The organism is Blastocatellia bacterium, assembly GCA_035573895.1.
Lineage (GTDB): Bacteria > Acidobacteriota > Blastocatellia > HR10 > HR10 > DATLZR01.
On the sequence record DATLZR010000162.1, the window covers coordinates 24,467 to 40,923 of the forward strand.

Sequence of the window (16,457 nt, forward strand, 5' to 3'; positions counted from 1 at the left end):
CGGCTGCCTGAGGCTTCACTTTTTAAGGTGCAAAGGTCGAGTAATCACGATGCATCGGGGGAAGATGGTGCGGATGGGGATACGTTGCCGGTAGGTTCAACCGCCGGCAATAAGCTCTCCTCTTCTTCGATGCTCTCGGATTCGGTGGTCAGAGAGCGTGAAGCGGAAACGCCTTCGGCCCGAGCGATACGCGGCGCGTGCCGCAGTCGCCGTTGCCATTGCGCAGAGAGCCCACCGGTGAGAAGCTCAACGTCATGGGGTGGAGGGTGAAGGGCCGGGCTGGCTGTCCCGCGTTGTTGAATGGCTTTGCGATAGGCAGCATTGGCGGCTTCCAGATCGCCCTTCATGTAGAGCACGCGCCCCAGATCGTTGTACGCTTCGGCAAAAATGCCCTGCCGCTGCTCGATGGCGATTTTGAACTCCTCGATGGCCGAGGCCAGCTCGCCGCGACGGGCATGAAGGCGACCTTTCTGATAGTGTGCTTCGGGAAAGAATCCCCGGCTCTGGCGAATGGCCTGAATCATCTGCTCAATCGCGGCGTCGAGCTGTCCTTTGCGGGCCAGCAGCAATCCCGCTTCATAGTGAGCGTCGGGATAGCCGCCGGGTTGAGCCGCACAGGCAGCGCGGAGGACCGAGATCGCTTGATCGAGGTCGCCATGAGCGGCCAGGGCGCGGCCGAGCCAGTATTGCGCTTCGGGATAGTGACTTTGCTGCTCCAGAGCCGTGGTGAATTCGGTGATGGCACCAACGTAGTCGTTCTTTTCGTAGAGCGTTCGTCCCAGTTCAAAATGAGCTTCGGGATAGATGCCCGCCCGTTGATCAATGGCTGTACGAAAGGCCTGGATGGCCGCTTCAAACTGGCCCTGACGCGAGGAGACCACGCCCAGATAATAATGCGCCTCGGGGTCAACCGGTTGAAGAGCGATGACCTGGCGGAACGCTGCTTCGGCCTGTGCCAGATCCCCGGCATCGAGCAAAGCCAAGCCGAGATTGAGATAGGCGTGGGGATCGGTCCCGTGACTCTGATCGGCGGCGCGGCGGTACATCTCAATGGCCGTCGTCAGATCCCCTTTGCGAATGTAAGCGTTGCCGAGATTGCGAAGGGCTTCGGGGAAGATGCCACCGCTGTCTTCGATCGCTTTTTGATAGGCGGCGATCGCATCGTCGAAAAGCCCCTTGGTGTAGAGAGCATTCCCCAGATTGTAATAGGCCAGCGGAAACGTCTCGCACTGAGCGATGGCCTGACGAAAGGCATCGAGAGCCTGATCCACCTCGCCCAGATCCGCCAGCACAATGCCCAGACGACACCAGGCGTGGGGAAAGATGTTTTTCTGCGTCTCGATGGCTCGGCGAAAGGCGGCCACAGCTTCGCTCAGCTCGCCCTTCTCATAATGAGCCACGCCGAGTTGATAGTAGGCATCGCTGAAATCGTTCCGCTCTTCGATAGCCTTTGTATAGGCTGCGATAGCTTGTGCCAAATCGCCGCGCGCGAAGTGTGCGTTCCCCAGATCGTAAAACGCTTCGGGGTACACCTCGCCGGCGTAGCGAATGGCTGCGGTGAAGGCGGCGATGGCTCCTTCCAGGTCTCCTCCGTCGGCCAGGGCCAGTCCGAGATCGTGATGGGCTCGAGCGAAATCTTCTTTCAGCCGGATAGCCTCTTGAAATTCTTTGACGGCCTCCGTCACGTTCCCATCCAGATAGAGCGCTACGCCCAGAGCGTGATGAGCCTTGGCGAAGTGAGGGTTGAACGTCAGAGCCTGGCGGTAGGCCGCGATCGCTTCTTCCAGCTTACCCACGCGGGTCAGGGCGCGACCGAGGTGATAATACGCGCCGGGAAATTCCGGGCATTGCTCAATGGCCAGATGAAATTCCTGGATTGCTTCGTTGACGTCGCCGGCGTCCAGAAGAGCGCGACCGAGATGATAATGCGCTTCGGGGAACTCGTAGCGCCAGGCGATGGCCTGACGAAACGAGGCGATGGCGTCGGGGAGGGCCTCCGGGCCTTTTCGCGCCAGAGCACGTCCGAGGTCGAGAGCCGCTTCGGGCCAGGGGTCGGGATGTTGCGCCAGCGCCGTGCGCAACGCGGCAACGGCATCATCAATGCGATCGTCGGCATAGTAGGCGGTCGCCAGATCACGATAGGCTTCGGGATAGTGGCCCGCCCGCTGCTCGATGGCGCGCTGGAAGGCGCGCACGGCCAGATGCAACTCGTCCGTCGAAAAATGAATGCGCCCGAGCAGATGATAGGCTTCGGGAAACTGATCCCCGCGTTGCTCGATGGCCGTGAGGAGCGTGCGCCGCGCTTCCTCCATCTGACCTTGTTCAAACAGCACGCGCGCGAGATTGAAATACGCATGGGGGAAGTGAGGATGGGCTGCGATGGCTTGACGGAAGGCCGTAGCGGCTTCGGCCAGTTCTCTCCGGGCATGAAGCACGCGCCCGAGGTTATAAAGCGCGCGGGCATGCGTTCCTCCCGACGATGCGATGGCCGCGCGGAAGGCGTCGGCGGCAGGCTCTAACTGACCCGCGCGAGCCAGCAGATGTCCCAGTTCGTAGTGAGCATCGGTCACCTCGTATCCTTGAGCGATCACGCGACGATACCGCTCGGCTGCTTCCTCGAGCTGGCCATCGGCGGCCAGAGCGCGAGCCAGCTCCAGTTCGGCTTCGGGGAACTTTCCCTGGCGTTGCTCCACGGCTTTGCGGAAGGCCTCAATCGCGCCGGTCGTGTCACCGCTGGTGATCAGCAATCGTCCCAGATCATAATACGCTTTGGGGAAGAAGGGATTCTGCTCGATGGCGCGACGACAGGCAACAAGGGCTTTTTCCAGTTCGCCCTTCTGTGCCAGAGCCAAAGCCAGATGATGATAGGCCGCCGGGAACGTGCCCTCCTGTTGACGGATGGCTGTCTCCAGCGCTTCGATGGCTCGATCGCTATCGCCCCGACGCAGGTAGGCGCGACCGAGATTAAAATAAGCGGCAGCGTTGTTGGGCTCGGCGGCGATACACTGGGTGAAGGCGGTGATCGCCTCATCAACCTGCCCGCGTGCCAGCAGCGCGCGTCCCAGTTCAAACTGCGCTTCGGGATATTCTCCTGCGCGTTGCTCGATGGCGGTGCGAAAAGATTCGATGGCTCCCTCCAGATCGCCCTTGCCCATGAGCAGCCAGCCGAGCTGGAAATGCACGGCGGGACTGTTTCCGCCCGATTGCTCGAGCGCTGTGCGATAAGCGGCGATGGCCTCATCAATCTCGCCTTTATGCGCCAGTGCCCATCCGAGGTTGAAATAAGCACGAGGGAAAACTCCGCCGCGTTGAGCGATGGCCTGACGAAAGGCGGCGATGGCCCGATCAATCTCGCCTTTGCTCAAGAGCGCCAGGCCAAGACTGTGGTACGCGCCCGGATGGTTGCCCGATTGCTGTTCGATGGCACGCTCATAAGCGGCGATAGCGCGATCGGTATCGCCGCGTCGGGACAGAGCCAGACCCAGGTGGTAATAGGCATCGGGATAATGCGGTTGTTGTTCGATGGCCGTCGTGAAGGCGGCGATCGCTTGATCAAGCTGGCCGGCATCGGCGAGTGATTTCCCCAGAAGGAGATAGGCCTTGGGGAATCGTCCATGCTGCTGCTTGATGGCCGTGCGCAGCGCGGCGATGGCGGCTTCCAGGTCACCTCGCTGATAGTGGGCCTGAGCTTGTTCGTAGTGCTGTTGCGCGATGTTGCCGTATGCGTCCATTGCTGCTGTCACGCCCGCGAGTCCCGCGCCGATTGGCCTGCCCCGCACCGGCAGGTTGTGTGATGGCCTGTGCTACACCGTAGCGCGAATGTTCGAGTCTCCGATGATGCTGAGCCGAGCCTGAGCCTCTCTCCAGGCCAGCGAAATTATACACGACGGCCCGTCCTCCCGTGAGAGTGATGGTGAGAGAGGCGCCCGGCAACGGCTTCAGGCGCACGATGTCGCTTCCGTTGAGAGTGAGAACGATAGCCGACGGCCCCAGGGTCACCCCCAGACGTCCGGCGAAAGCGTCGGTCAGGCGGCCCGTGAAGGGAACGAGATCGAGCGGTTCCTCCTTGCGCCCGCTCAGGCGGACGGCGCGAATGGTCAAGGAAGGGCGATCCGCCGGTCGCCCGTCCTCTGCGGCTCGTTCCACCTTGACCGCAACTCCGGAATCACCTATCCGAAAAGCTATCGTCGCGCGATCGTCAAGTGGCGTCAGCGCGAACTGAAACGAAACGGTTCCACCGTCAGGAAGCGATGCCAGAAGCGGACGACTGACAGGCGTCGTTCGGGCCAGCAACGTGATGGCATCCTGGCTGGCCGCCAGCATCTGGTGGGCATCGGCCACAGTCCAGACCTTGCGAGCGGCCTCGAGCCGCCCGAGACGAAGGAAATAGAGTAGACCGAGCGCGTGCTCCGCCTGTGGGAAGCGACCGCCACGACTCGTAATGGCCGCCTGCAATTCTCTCTCGGCCCCGTCGTAGTCGGCAACGGCAAGATCGGCCAGCACCGTTCCCAGTGCGGCTTGCGCCTGGGGATAGAATCCTCCGCGCAAGCGCAGTGCCGTGCGGAGTTCCGTCAGGGCTCCCGCCTCATCTCCCTGGCGATAGAGGGCCAGGCCGAGAGCATATCGAGCGGCAGGATAATTGCCACCGCGCTGAGCCACAGCCGTGCGCAGCACCTCAACGGCAGCCGGGAGATCACCGGCTTCAAGCAGGGTCAGACCCAGGTGCAAATAGGCTTCGGGGAAAAATCCCTTCTTCAGCGCCACGGCTCGCCGCAGTTCGCGCACGGCCAGCTCATACTGGCGGCGCAGCAGCAACACCTTTCCCACCTCCAGCACATCGTCGGCGGTATCGCCGGCCTGACGGATGACTGCGGAAAACGCTCGTTCGGCGTCCTCGGTTTTTCCCCGCTGCAGCAGGAGGCGACCCAGTGCCACCTGTGCCCGAAGGAGCGTCCCCTGACTGTGTTCGATGGCGGCGTGAAATTCCTTGAGCGCGCCGTCCTCATCGCCGCGTTCAGCGAGCAGCTCGCCCAAACCGAGGTGGGCTTCGGGTTGCGTCCCTCCGGTTTGCTCCAGCGCCAGCAGGAACTCGCTCTCTGCTCCGGCCAGCTCTCCCTGATCGAGATAGATCGTACCGAGCAGACAATGGGCCTTGGGTTGAGTGAAGGCGCTTTGCTGGATGACCGTACGCAGTTGGTGAACGGCTCCTTCCCGATTCCCTTCGTCGAAGAGCTTGAGGGCAGCGTCCACCGGGTCAACGAGAGATAGAGGAGGGGGATCAACGCGCACGACCGGAGGGGATGGCAGCGGAGGGATCATCCGATACCAGCGATAAAACCGATGAGCGGCAACGCCACCTCCGATCACCAGAGCGAGTGCGCCGAGCGACAGTGCGCCCGCCACGACCCGCCGATACGCCGGACGGGATAATCGAATCCGCCCCTGAGTGTGATCCGCACGGGCCACCGGTTCTGTTGGAGCGGCTCGCCGTTGCAGGCGTGTTTCCGGAGCCTGACCGGCGACTGTGGGAGTGCTCTCGACGGCCTGTGTCGGATGGGAGCCACTCAGCCGCACGGCATCCTCGAACTGACGCGCAAAATCCAGCGCGCTCGGCGGGCGCTCACCCGGATCCTTTCTCAGAGCGCGAAGCACAACGGTTTCGATCTCCGGGCTCAGATCAGGACGATACCGTCGCAACGGAGGCGGTTCAACACTCGCGTGCTTGAGCATCACCTCCAGGGGATCACCCTCAAACGGAGGATGACCGGTGAGCATCTCGTAAGCGATCACACCCAGACTGTAAATGTCCGACAGGGCCGTGGGACTTTTGGAATTGCACTGCTCGGGCGAAGCATACTCCGGCGTGCCGATGAAGAGATTGCGCGACGCGGGAAGTCGTCCGCGCTTCTGCTCATCGAGGACTTTGGCGATGCCGAAGTCGAGGACCTTGACATAGTCCCGTTCACCGGCGACGCGCTGAAGAATAATGTTGTCGGGTTTGAGGTCCCGATGGACAATCGAATGGGCGTGCGCATCGGCCAGAGCCGCGCAAATCTGGCTGAGAATCCAGGCCACTCGTGGGGGCGGAAGCGGACCTTCCTGCTGCATCAGTTCGGTGAGGGTTCGCCCCTCGATATACTCCATCAACAGATAGACGACATCGCCATCGCGCCCGCAGTCAATGATGTTGATGGCGTGGGGATGGGTGATGTAGGCGGCCGCGCGAGCTTCGTGAAGGAAGCGTTCGACAAAGCTGGGATAAGCGGCCAGGTCCTCCAGGAGCACCTTGATGGCGACGACCTTGTCCGTGACGATGTGACGGGCGCGATAGACGCGCCCCATGCCGCCCTGTCCGATTTTGGCTTCAATGCGGTATTTTCCGGCGATGGTCCGCCCGATCAGAGGGTCCTGCGCCACCTCCTTCATCATGGTCATCCCAGAGGATCCTGACGCGGAGCCTGCCTGTGCCCTGCCCGGCACGGTCGGCCAATGCGGAGAGTCTGTGCTACAACGGAACCGGGATATCGTTTCTGCTCCATCGCATGATGATGACCTGCCCGTTGCAAGATCACCGCCTCCCCTTTATCCTAGTACGCTCTATCTTATTTGCAATCCATGTTAAATGCAAACACTTTGTCGAGTGAAGGAGGCTCATCCATGAGATTTCGCCCAACACGTCGTCGTTTTCTTCTCACGGGTCTCACGGTGGCCGTTTCGCCGACCCTGTGGGGACGGTCGGACGGATTCGGCCAGCAAGGTTCACGGCGACCGGTCGCCATCTCCAGTGCGAATCGTGTCACAGCTCCCGATGGCACGGTCTATTACGGTGGTCTCCGAGCCACTCAGAAAGCCTACGAGTTAATGCGCGCGGGAAGTGATCCGCTCGATGCCGTGATCGCCGGTGTCAATCTCGTCGAAGATGATCCCAACGATATGTCCGTGGGCTATGGCGGGTTGCCCAATGAGGAAGGCGAGGTTGAACTGGATGCTCAAGTCATGCATGGGCCGACGGGCCGCTGCGGTGCCGTCGCCGCTCTGAAGTACATCAAAAACCCTTCCCTGGTCGCTCGATTGGTCATGGAGAAGACTGATCATGTGTTGCTGGTCGGTGAGGGGGCACTCCGCTTTGCTCTCGCCTACGGCTTCAAGAAAGAAAATCTGCTCACTGACCGGGCTCGCGAGATGTGGCTCCAGTGGCGCGCGCAGCGGAGCCAAATTGATCACTGGACCGACAACAAGATTTCCTCTCGAAGGGATTCATCGCCGACATCGGCTTATAGTTTTGACCGGGATCGGTATACGGGCTCCATCAGTTGTCTGGCCGTAGATGCAGCGGGCAATCTCGCCGGTGTGAGCACGACCAGTGGCCTCGCCTATAAGGTGCCGGGCCGCGTCGGAGATTTAGCCATCATCGGAGCCGGATTGTTCGTGGATAACGAGGTCGGTGCGGCGGGTTCCACCGGCTGGGGAGAGGACAATATCCGTGTGGCCGGCGCTCATACCATCGTCGAATGCCTCCGCCGGGGCATGTCGCCGACCGACGCCTGCCTGGAAGCCCTCAAGCGGGTGGCCAAACTCTACAACGGTAAGCCCGAACATCAACTGAAGTACTATGCCCTGACCAAAGACGGTCAGGTCGGAAGCGCCTCCATGTGGAAGGGAGAAGAATTCGCCATCACCGACAGTCAGGGGAGTCGAGTGGAGCCCGCTGCCTACCTCTTTGAGAAGCGACCCGGGTGAGCATCTCCCCAGAGTGAGAGTGCGATGAAAAAACGGGGAGCGCTCGCTTCTCGCGTGCTTGTGGTCGAAGGCAGAACAAGCAGGCCGGAAGCCCGCGCTCCCAGGGGTTTTTCACGAGCAGCCATTCATGGAGAACGGGCGGTTGCGGTGAGGATCATGAAAATCCTTTGGTATTTTGCGTGTTTCGCAGGCTCTTTTTGGAGCGGATAATGCGGATGAAGATTCTTCCAGCGAGTTTGATGATGGGGTTGCTGGCGGTATCACCGGTTCCGGTCTGGACGGCGAAAGTCGGTGCTGCTTCTGACGTCCTCTACGTCTCAGCCACCGATTCGACCTGTGGCGGACGGTCTCCTTGCTTCAGGACGATTCAAGCCGCCGTGGATGCGGCCCGCGACGACGACGAGATCCGCGTGGCGGCGGGGACCTACAGCGGACTTACCTCCGCGATGGTGGGGGGCAACACCTATACGCAGGTGGTGCTCATCATCAAGAGCGTGACCTTGCAAGGCGGCTACACGACGATGGATTGGGAGACGCCAGACCCGGCGATGAATCGCACGGTGATTGACGCCGAGCGCCGGGGACGCGGCATCTCGATTGTCGGCGATGGGACGCAGACGGTGACGGTGGCCGGATTCACCATCACCAATGGCGACTATACCGGACTGGGCAACCCGCCAGGCGTCGCCAACCAGGTCTGCGCGCGCACCGGCAGCGATTGTGGGGGCGGGGTGTTTGCCTATCGGGTGACCTTGAACCTGCGCGACTGCACGATCAGCAATAACATCGCCAGTCGCACGCGAAACTTCAGCGACGGTGGCGGGGTCTACCTGTGGCAGCTCAACACCGGCAGTCGAGTGGAAAACACGACTTTCATCGGCAATCAGGCGCAAGCCTTCGGTGGAGAAGGGGGCGGCATGAAGATTACTTTCGGTGGCAGCGTCGCCGTCGCAAACAGTCGCTTCGAGGGCAATCAGGCTGTCGGTAATGGAGGTGGAGTGTTTATCTTCCAGCCGCGCGGCCCGGTGTCCTTCGAGAACTCGACGTTCATCGGTAACATAGCTGGCGAGGATGGCGGAGCGCTGGAAGCTCGACTCACATTTGAAGGAACGGCTCTGAGCCTTAATCGAGTGATCATGCGGGAGAACCGGGCCAGAAGCCAGGGAGCCGCCATCAGCCTGATCAAGCAGGGGTCTGCCGACACGACGACCGTGGAGATGACCAACGTGGTGCTGGCGGCCCATACTGTGGATTCGTCAGGAAATTTCAACTCAGTGGTCAATGTCAGCGGCGGCTCAGGCGGAGACTTCGATCTGCGCCTGGCTCATCTGACGTGGGCCAACCATTCCACATTGGTGGCTCTTCGTGTAAGCGCCTCACTGGGCAAACGGGTCACGGCGACTCTGACCAACACCTTGATTGATTCGGCAGTTGCTGCCTATGTTGGCCACCAGCTCGATGGCGAGGTGCATCTCCGGCACACCCGCACGTTAACCTATCGCGTGGGACAATTGCATGCTGCCGAAGCCGGAAGGCCCATCTTCGAGGCCATCAATCCACTGCTTGGCAATCCCCGACTTGATGAGACCGCGCATCTGCAGCCGGGCTCAGCAGCGATTGATAGCGGAGCCGCATCCGGTGTGCGGGAGGACGTGGATGGCGATGCCCGACCCGTCGGCGCGGGCTTTGACATTGGAGCGGATGAGTTCACTCCGCCCTCTACACTGTCCCATCCGGGGAAGCCTCAGGCTCAACCGACAATCCAACGACCTCTGGATTCGCTCATTCATGCCCGTTTAGGATGCTTGCGCCCTTGCCCTCGAGAAGGAATACTCGGAGGGTAACCCGGTCTATCGAGAAGCTGGTCGTGCTCTCATGCGACAGAAGGAGTCCTCTCCTTGAACACCTTAGCATCAAAGTGGAGCCCCTTTACGTTTCGCGTGCACCGATCGGGGATTGCCAGCCCATGACATGACCCTCTGCCATACTTCAAAGCCAGAGCCATCCTGCGGTATCCCGTTTTCCTGCGAGCCACGGTCACACATTTCGGGAACGCCTGATGGCGGGACGGTTTGACGAGAGAGGGTAGCATGCAGGAACACCGATTGGAGGCAAACGCGCGAGAGCTTTCAGCGTTTCCGACAGACTTATACGCAAGAAGATGTGCGTCGTGACCTTCATTTGAATGGACTTGGCAATACGGCTTTGCTGGAAGAGGTTCGCAGTGTGATTGACGATGGCTGCCATGTTGTGGGGGAGGAAGAATCTGGGGATACTCGCTAGCTGCGCCGAGTGTGGGGTTCTACGGCGCCGGATATTTGAATGAAGATCTGGCCGAAGCCCTCTCACGCATGGTGAAGTGGCGGAATATCTTCGTGCATGAGGCGGTTGATCCCGAGCGATTATACGAGATCCTGAATCAGCTCGATGACCTCCGGCGATTTGCCGGGCAGATCCAACGCCTCTCCTCTGAGGGAACAGAGCATGACCGGCATCTCTCCCTGATGTGCGGGGGCCGCTCGCCCAGTACAGTCGTTGAGCCGTTAACCGATCCCAGACATGCAACGGTGAAAGGATTATCCTCAGCGAACATCTTGCCGTGAGCTGAGGGCCGAGTATAATTGGCTGCTCCGTCGGTTGTGGCTTGGGAGGGGCGTTTTGTGAAGGAGTACGATGACACAGATAACGATGACACGGACGACAGCACTTCTTCCTCCTCACGGAGGTGTTCTCATCAATCGCTTTTTGCCGGAGCCGGAACGTCGAGCGCAGCAACAACGTGCCCATACCCTCAAACGCCTCACGCTCGATCAGTGGAATGTCTCCGATGTGGAGATGATCGCCGTTGGCGCGTTCAGTCCGTTGGAGGGGTTCATGGGCCGGGACGATTACGAATCGGTGTTGGAGCGCGGGCGTCTTGCCAGTGGTCTCCCCTGGACGATCCCCATCACGCTGGCGGTCGGGCGGGAGGAGGCGGTTCGCCTCGATAGAGGAGAAGACGTTGCTCTGGCTGATGCCAGTGGGCGGATTCTCGCTCTGCTGCACCTGGAAGAAAAATACGCCGCGGACAAAACGCGCGAGGCGCTTCGCGTCTTCGGCACAACGGATCAAGCGCATCCGGGCGTTGCCCGGCTATTTCGCATCGGGGAGATTTACCTGGCGGGGAAGATCAGCCTGCTTGACCGACCGCCCCATCGCTATCAGAAATATCTGCTCGATCCCGCCGATGCGCGCCGACTCTTTCAGGAGAAAGGGTGGAAGCGCATCGTCGGCTTCCAGACGAGGAATCCGATCCATCGGGCTCACGAATACCTCCAGAAGTGCGCTCTGGAGATCGCCGATGGACTCTTCCTCCATCCGCTGGTGGGAGAAACCAAAAGCGATGATATTCCCACCGAGGTGCGGATGAGGTGTTACGAAGTGCTGCTGGAGCGCTACTATCCCCGTGATCGCGTGGTGCTGGCCATTTATCCGGCAGCGATGCGCTATGCCGGTCCCCGCGAAGCGATTTTTCACGCTCTCGTGCGCAAGAACTACGGGTGCACTCATTTTATCGTTGGACGCGATCACGCGGGGGTGGGCCGGTACTATGGCAGTTTCGATGCTCATCGCATCTTCGATGACTTCGATCCATCGGAGATCGGCATTACGCCTCTGTTTTTCGACAATGCGTTTTACTGCCGCCGCTGTGATGGCATGGCCACCAGTAAAACGTGCCCCCATGCCGAGAGCGATCGCCTGACGCTGTCAGGAACCGATGTGCGAAACCTGCTGCGTCAGGGGAAACCGCTGCCTCCCGAATTCACGCGGCCCGAGGTCGCGGAAGTTCTCGCTCAGGCGTTTCGAGGATGAGAGATGCGAGAGGAACGTTCTGACGAAGGATTTGCTCTGTGGTTCACCGGATTGCCGAGTTCGGGGAAGACGACTCTTTCTCGACAGGTCGAAGCCCTTCTTCGGGCCCGGGGATTGAAGGTCGAAGTTCTCGATGGTGACGAGGTGAGGGAGAACCTCAGTCCCACGCTCGGATTCACCAAGGAAGATCGGGACCTGCACATTCGGCGGATCGCCTATGTGGCCAAGCTGCTTGTGCGTAATGGCGTGATCGTGATCGTCGCGGCCATTTCGCCTTACCGGGCGGCGCGCGATCAGGCACGCGCCACCATTGGCCGATTCGTCGAGGTCTACGTTCACTGTCCCGTCGAGGTGTGCATCGAGCGCGATGTCAAGGGACTTTATCGAAAAGCACTGGCCGGTATGATTCCTCATTTCACCGGCATCTCCGATCCCTACGAAGAACCGCTCCAGCCGGAACTCATCATTCACAGCCATCAGGAGACGCCGGAAGAAAGCGCCCGGCGCGTGATCGCTCGGCTGGAAGAGTTGGGCTATCTGACACATCGGTCATCTGCCGGGTTCCGTTGAGGGAGCGCCGGATTTTCCGGCCTGCGCGGTCGGCAGGCAGGTCCGCGACGGTGCGCCACAGTTTCCGAGAGACGCGCCCATGACGACGCTGCTCCGCACGCTGACGTTGCGCGATGTGACGTTACTGGTGATCGGCTCGGTCATCGGGTCGGGAATTTTTCTCGTGCCGGGGACGGTGTTGCGGCAGGTTGAAGGCCACGTGGGATGGGCGTTACTGGCCTGGGTGGTGGCGGGCCTTCTGTCGCTTGTGGGAGCGTTGACGTATGGTGAGTTGAGCGCCCGGGACCCCAAGGCGGGAGGACTTTATGTCTTCCTTCGTGAAGCCTTCGGCCCGCTGCCCGCCTTCCTCTATGGCTGGACGTTGTTTTTCGCTATCGCCAGCGGTGCGGTGGCAACCCTGGCCGTGGCCTTCAGCGGATACGCGCATGAGATCTTTTCGTTCAGTCCCGCGCTCAGCAAAGCGGTCGCGTTAGCGATGATCGTCGTCCTCGCCGCCGTGAACGTTCGGGGGACTCGCTCGAGCGCCGATGTCCAGAACTGGACGACGGCGCTCAAGGTGGGAGCGCTCGTGCTCATGAGCGGAATCCTCTTCCGGTTCGGGTCAGGATGGGCCGAACTGAAGATGAACTTCTGGTCATCGTCTTCGTCGGTGTCGCTGGCCTCGGGCTTTGGATTAGCGATGATTGGCGTGCTCTGGGCCTATGAGGGATGGCAGTTTTGTACCTTCAGTGCCGGTGAAACGCATGATCCCCAGCGCACGTTCCCGCGGGCATTCCTCATCGGCTCGACGGCTTTGATCGCCATCTATGTCGTGGCCAATCTCGCCTATCTCGTCGCTCTCGGCCCGCTTCGGATGGCTCGTTCCCAGAGCATTGCCACCGATGCCGTGTCGGCCGTCATCGGTCCAACGGCTGCCGTCCTTGTCACGCTGGCCATCCTCGTTTCGATCTTCAGTGCCGCCAACAGCGTCATTCTCACGGCGTCTCGGGTCTTTTACGCCATGGCCCGGGATGGACTTTTCTTTCGTCGGCTGGCTGAAGTTCATCCCCGATTCCACACGCCCGCGGCCAGCGTCCTGGCCCTGTCCGGGTGGGCTGCCCTGCTGGCCCTGAGCGGAACGTTTGAGCAGTTGCTGACCTACGTCATCTTCTCGGGCTGGATTTTTTATGGCCTGGGAGCGGCCAGCCTGTTCATCTATCGCAAGCGGCGGTCTGACGCTTCCTGCCCGTATCGTGTACCGGGCTATCCCTGGACGCCGCTGATCTTCATCCTGGCCGCAGCCCTTCTGGTGGGAAACACGATTGCCACCCAACCGGTTCGTGCCGCCATGGGACTGGGCATCGTTTTCCTGGGAACCCCTGCCTATCTCCTGTGGCGACGACGCACAGCGCCCGTTTCGGCAGACGCCCCTTCCTCGTGATGGTCGCTGCGAGCAACGGATTCGCACCCTTTTCAATGAGCGATCAAGCGGACCTTTCATGATCGGTCGAGATCACGATGCGCACACTCGCTCATGATCCTGCGCCCCCCTCCGAGAATTTCTTCCACTGTCAGGCCCGGAAATCGTCCATGGGCTTATGCACGCCACGACGGAGGAACATGGGTTCGCCAACGGATAAAAAGTGCCAACGGATGGTTGATCCGTTGGAACCTTTCATCCGTTGGGAAATTATTTTCAAGGGAATCGCTCATGGGCGGATTGCCCACCACGAAGGATGAAAACCTGGGAGCGCCCGCTTCCAGCGGGCTTGGCCTTCAGCTCCACCGCGCATGCTGGAGGCGTGCGCTCCCAGGGTATCTTCAAGGGAGAGGACGCCTGCGGTGACCGCATGCTTGAGCCATCCTGTGCCGCAGTGATATTCTTGATGCTCGAGTCAACGTCATCACACACGCAGCGAGAGCAAGGACGATGACACGCCGGAAGCTGTGGCGAGCGACGAAAGCGATGGGGCTTGTTTTCCTGCTCGTCGGTGTGGTTCCCGCCGAGTCCTGGACGGTGCGAAATCTCAGTGTGAATCAGAACCTGAATGCCATCTCGTTTGGAAATAAAGAGCACGGCTGGATCGTGGGCGACCGGGGGCTCATCCTGCATACCTCAAACCGGGGTGCCTCGTGGGAAATCCAGACCTCTCATGTGCGGACCAACCTCAACGACGTGTTCTTCGTGAATAAACGACGGGGGTGGATCGTCGGCGATGCCGGAGTCATTCTGACGACGACCGATGGAGGAGCCCACTGGCTGTCGGTCAACAGCACGGTCGAAACCGATCTGTTCAGCACCTGGTTTGTCAACGACAAAAAGGGATGGATCGTGGGGGCGGATGGTCTCATCCTCTATACCGAGGATGGAGGGCGCCAGTGGATTCGTCAGATCACCGGAACGGACGAATATCTTTACCACCTCCATTTCCGCAATGACAAAAAGGGCTGGGTCGTCGGCTCCACCGGAACGATCCTCTATACCGACAATGGCGGGCGGAACTGGACGAAGCAATCGAGCGGAACTAAAGATGATCTTTTTCGCGTCTATTTCCGCAATGACAAGGAAGGATGGATCACCGGTGCACGCGGATTGATCCTGCATACGCGAGACGGAGGGAAAACCTGGACGCCGCAACCAAGCGGTGTGGATCATACCCTCTTGGGGATTGCTTTCAGCGACAAGAAGACGGGGTGGATCGTGGGGTGGAACGGAACCATCCTTCATACACGAGATCAGGGGAAGACGTGGGCGCTCGTTCCTTCTCCCACCCGCGAGCGCATCTATGCCCTCTATGTCACGGATGAAGGTGAGGGCATCGCCATTGGGCGAAACGGGCTCCTGTTGGTTTATAAGCGATGACTGAAACGGGAGACGCCAGCCGGACGGACTCCCATCAATCGGTGAAGGTGGGACGACGTAAAACCCATCGCCGTTAAAAAAATCAGCGAAGTTTCCAGCGTGCGGTGGCGGTGACGAGAATGGATGGCAGAGAAGTAGTGCAAGTGAATCCCGGTGGAATTCCCGATAATCCCTTCGGCGTGAGTTTGCCTGTTGATGCGACGCTCATTCCTTTCCTGATCCTCTTCCTGGCCACCGGCATTGCTTCGGCCATCGCCGAGAAAGTCATCGGTCGCATTTCGCTCGGGCCGAAGGGGCGATGGGATCGCTTCTCGTTGTTGCTTCTCAACCTCGTTCAAAGTAGCGGTTCGACGTTTCTCGTGGTGACGACTCTTTTCTGGTCGCCACAGTTTTGCCACGTCGTGGCCGGCGGGCTTGTCAATCTGCTCGGCATTGTGATTGCCTGGACTGGAATTCTCATCCGACTGCGAGCCAAGCGCGTGCTCGGTCGCTTTTTCACGGCCCGCGTGGCGATTCTTCCCGATCACCGCCTGGTCGAGGAGGGACCTTATCGTCTGATCCGTCATCCGGGGTACCTGGGCGCGCTGCTCATTTATCTCGGTCTCCCCCTCAGTGTCGGGCACTTCTGGGCTATTCTGTGGCTTTGGCTTCCGACGCTGGCAGCAATGATCTACCGTATCGTGGTGGAAGAGCGGGCGCTCATCGAAGGGTTGGGCGATGTCTATCGGCAGTATCAGGCCCGCACCGCTCGACTGATCCCTCATCTGTGGTGAGGCGCTCCTTCACGGGTGGAATCGTTACTCCATTGCCTTTTGAAAAACCCTCATGAATGCCCATAACTGGTTGCGAAATCGGAGCCTGTGAATCCGAAATCCGCTCCTCCGCGATCCGCCATCGGTATTGGAAAAACCATGCCCGCTGGAGGGAGAAGTCTCTCCCGCTCATCGGGAAAGATTCGTGCCGCTGACTAAAATGTTCGCCCGATGCCGAAGCGAAAGGCCGTTCGTCGCTCAAAGAAAATCTGGTTGGGGCCGATCTCCGTTTTGGCATTGGGGTTATAGGCGAAGATCAGGCGGATGGGGAGATTGATGACCGGCATCTGGAAGCGAAATTCAATGCCGGTCGAAGCGCGATAATCCTGAAGCCCGCGAAGTCCCGACCGCCCCTGTGAGAGGAGGACATTACTTTTGGTCTGACCGAGTCCCCGAATGAAGACGGGAGTGAATCCGTCGGGAACCTCCGAGGGCGTCTTCCCCTGTGACAGTTGAGCGATTCGCACTTCTTCGGGCGTGGCGAGGAATCCGTTGGGATTGATCAGGACCTGTTGTGCCGCCGCCAGAGTGGACAGCAGTGTATTGCCCAGGGGGATGACGCGCCGACTGGCCACGAACACGGGGTTGAGGAATTGTTCCAGCGGCTCGGCGATGATCAGTTGATCCTCGTAGCGTCGGAG

10 protein-coding genes and 1 pseudogene are annotated in these 16,457 nt (G+C 60.1%); 8 read left to right on the plus strand and 3 right to left on the minus strand.

Annotated elements, in window-relative coordinates:
* Positions 1-44: 44 nt before the first annotated feature.
* Both VNM72_14035 and VNM72_14040 read right to left on the minus strand, forming a co-directional pair.
* The gene (locus VNM72_14035; GenBank protein ID HXF06517.1) at positions 45-3,662 is read right to left on the minus strand and encodes a tetratricopeptide repeat protein; all 3,618 of its coding nucleotides are present in this window, start codon (positions 3,660-3,662) and stop codon (positions 45-47) included.
* 1 nt (position 3,663) lies between these two features.
* Positions 3,664-6,435: pseudogene (locus tag VNM72_14040) on the minus strand (protein kinase).
* Positions 6,436-6,657: 222 nt separating this feature from the next.
* Here VNM72_14040 and VNM72_14045 point away from each other — a divergent pair.
* The 8 genes from VNM72_14045 to VNM72_14080 all read left to right on the plus strand — a co-directional run bounded on the left by VNM72_14045 (position 6,658) and on the right by VNM72_14080 (position 15,777).
* On the plus strand, positions 6,658-7,740 hold the full coding sequence (locus VNM72_14045) for a N(4)-(beta-N-acetylglucosaminyl)-L-asparaginase (protein ID HXF06518.1): 1,083 nt from the start codon (positions 6,658-6,660) through the stop codon (positions 7,738-7,740).
* Between the two features lie 215 nt (positions 7,741-7,955).
* Positions 7,956-9,584 carry a choice-of-anchor Q domain-containing protein gene (locus VNM72_14050; protein ID HXF06519.1) on the plus strand — a complete coding sequence of 543 codons (1,629 nt, stop codon included), beginning with the start codon at positions 7,956-7,958 and terminating at the stop codon, positions 9,582-9,584.
* A 450-nt stretch (positions 9,585-10,034) separates the two neighbouring features.
* On the plus strand, positions 10,035-10,343 hold the full coding sequence (locus tag VNM72_14055) for a HepT-like ribonuclease domain-containing protein (protein HXF06520.1): 309 nt from the start codon (positions 10,035-10,037) through the stop codon (positions 10,341-10,343).
* A gap of 85 nt (positions 10,344-10,428) precedes the next feature.
* Positions 10,429-11,592, plus strand: a complete 1,164-nt coding sequence (sat, locus tag VNM72_14060; protein HXF06521.1) for a sulfate adenylyltransferase — start codon at positions 10,429-10,431, stop codon at positions 11,590-11,592.
* A gap of 3 nt (positions 11,593-11,595) precedes the next feature.
* Positions 11,596-12,162, plus strand: a complete 567-nt coding sequence (gene cysC, locus VNM72_14065) for an adenylyl-sulfate kinase (GenBank protein HXF06522.1) — start codon at positions 11,596-11,598, stop codon at positions 12,160-12,162.
* Positions 12,163-12,241: 79 nt separating this feature from the next.
* Positions 12,242-13,582: an amino acid permease gene (locus VNM72_14070; protein HXF06523.1), complete on the plus strand. Its 1,341-nt coding sequence runs from the start codon at positions 12,242-12,244 to the stop codon at positions 13,580-13,582.
* Positions 13,583-14,071: 489 nt separating this feature from the next.
* On the plus strand, positions 14,072-15,004 hold the full coding sequence (locus tag VNM72_14075; protein HXF06524.1) for a YCF48-related protein: 933 nt from the start codon (positions 14,072-14,074) through the stop codon (positions 15,002-15,004).
* Between the two features lie 119 nt (positions 15,005-15,123).
* The gene (locus tag VNM72_14080; protein ID HXF06525.1) at positions 15,124-15,777 is read left to right on the plus strand and encodes an isoprenylcysteine carboxylmethyltransferase family protein; all 654 of its coding nucleotides are present in this window, start codon (positions 15,124-15,126) and stop codon (positions 15,775-15,777) included.
* A gap of 194 nt (positions 15,778-15,971) precedes the next feature.
* Here the strand turns inward: VNM72_14080 and VNM72_14085 are convergent.
* The coding region (locus VNM72_14085) for a hypothetical protein (GenBank protein ID HXF06526.1) at positions 15,972-16,457 on the minus strand (486 nt) is incomplete at its 5' end.

Bases quoted from the DNA above. Each gene is read 5' to 3' on its own strand.
- VNM72_14050 (HXF06519.1), top strand. From the start codon at position 7,956: ATGAAGATTCTTCCAGCGAGTTTGATGATGGGGTTGCTGGCGGTATCA.
- VNM72_14070 (HXF06523.1), top strand. From the start codon at position 12,242: ATGACGACGCTGCTCCGCACGCTGACGTTGCGCGATGTGACGTTACTG.
- VNM72_14045 (HXF06518.1), top strand. From the start codon at position 6,658: ATGAGATTTCGCCCAACACGTCGTCGTTTTCTTCTCACGGGTCTCACG.
- VNM72_14080 (HXF06525.1), top strand. From the start codon at position 15,124: ATGGATGGCAGAGAAGTAGTGCAAGTGAATCCCGGTGGAATTCCCGAT.
- cysC (HXF06522.1), top strand. From the start codon at position 11,596: ATGCGAGAGGAACGTTCTGACGAAGGATTTGCTCTGTGGTTCACCGGA.
- VNM72_14075 (HXF06524.1), top strand. From the start codon at position 14,072: ATGACACGCCGGAAGCTGTGGCGAGCGACGAAAGCGATGGGGCTTGTT.
- sat (HXF06521.1), top strand. From the start codon at position 10,429: ATGACACGGACGACAGCACTTCTTCCTCCTCACGGAGGTGTTCTCATC.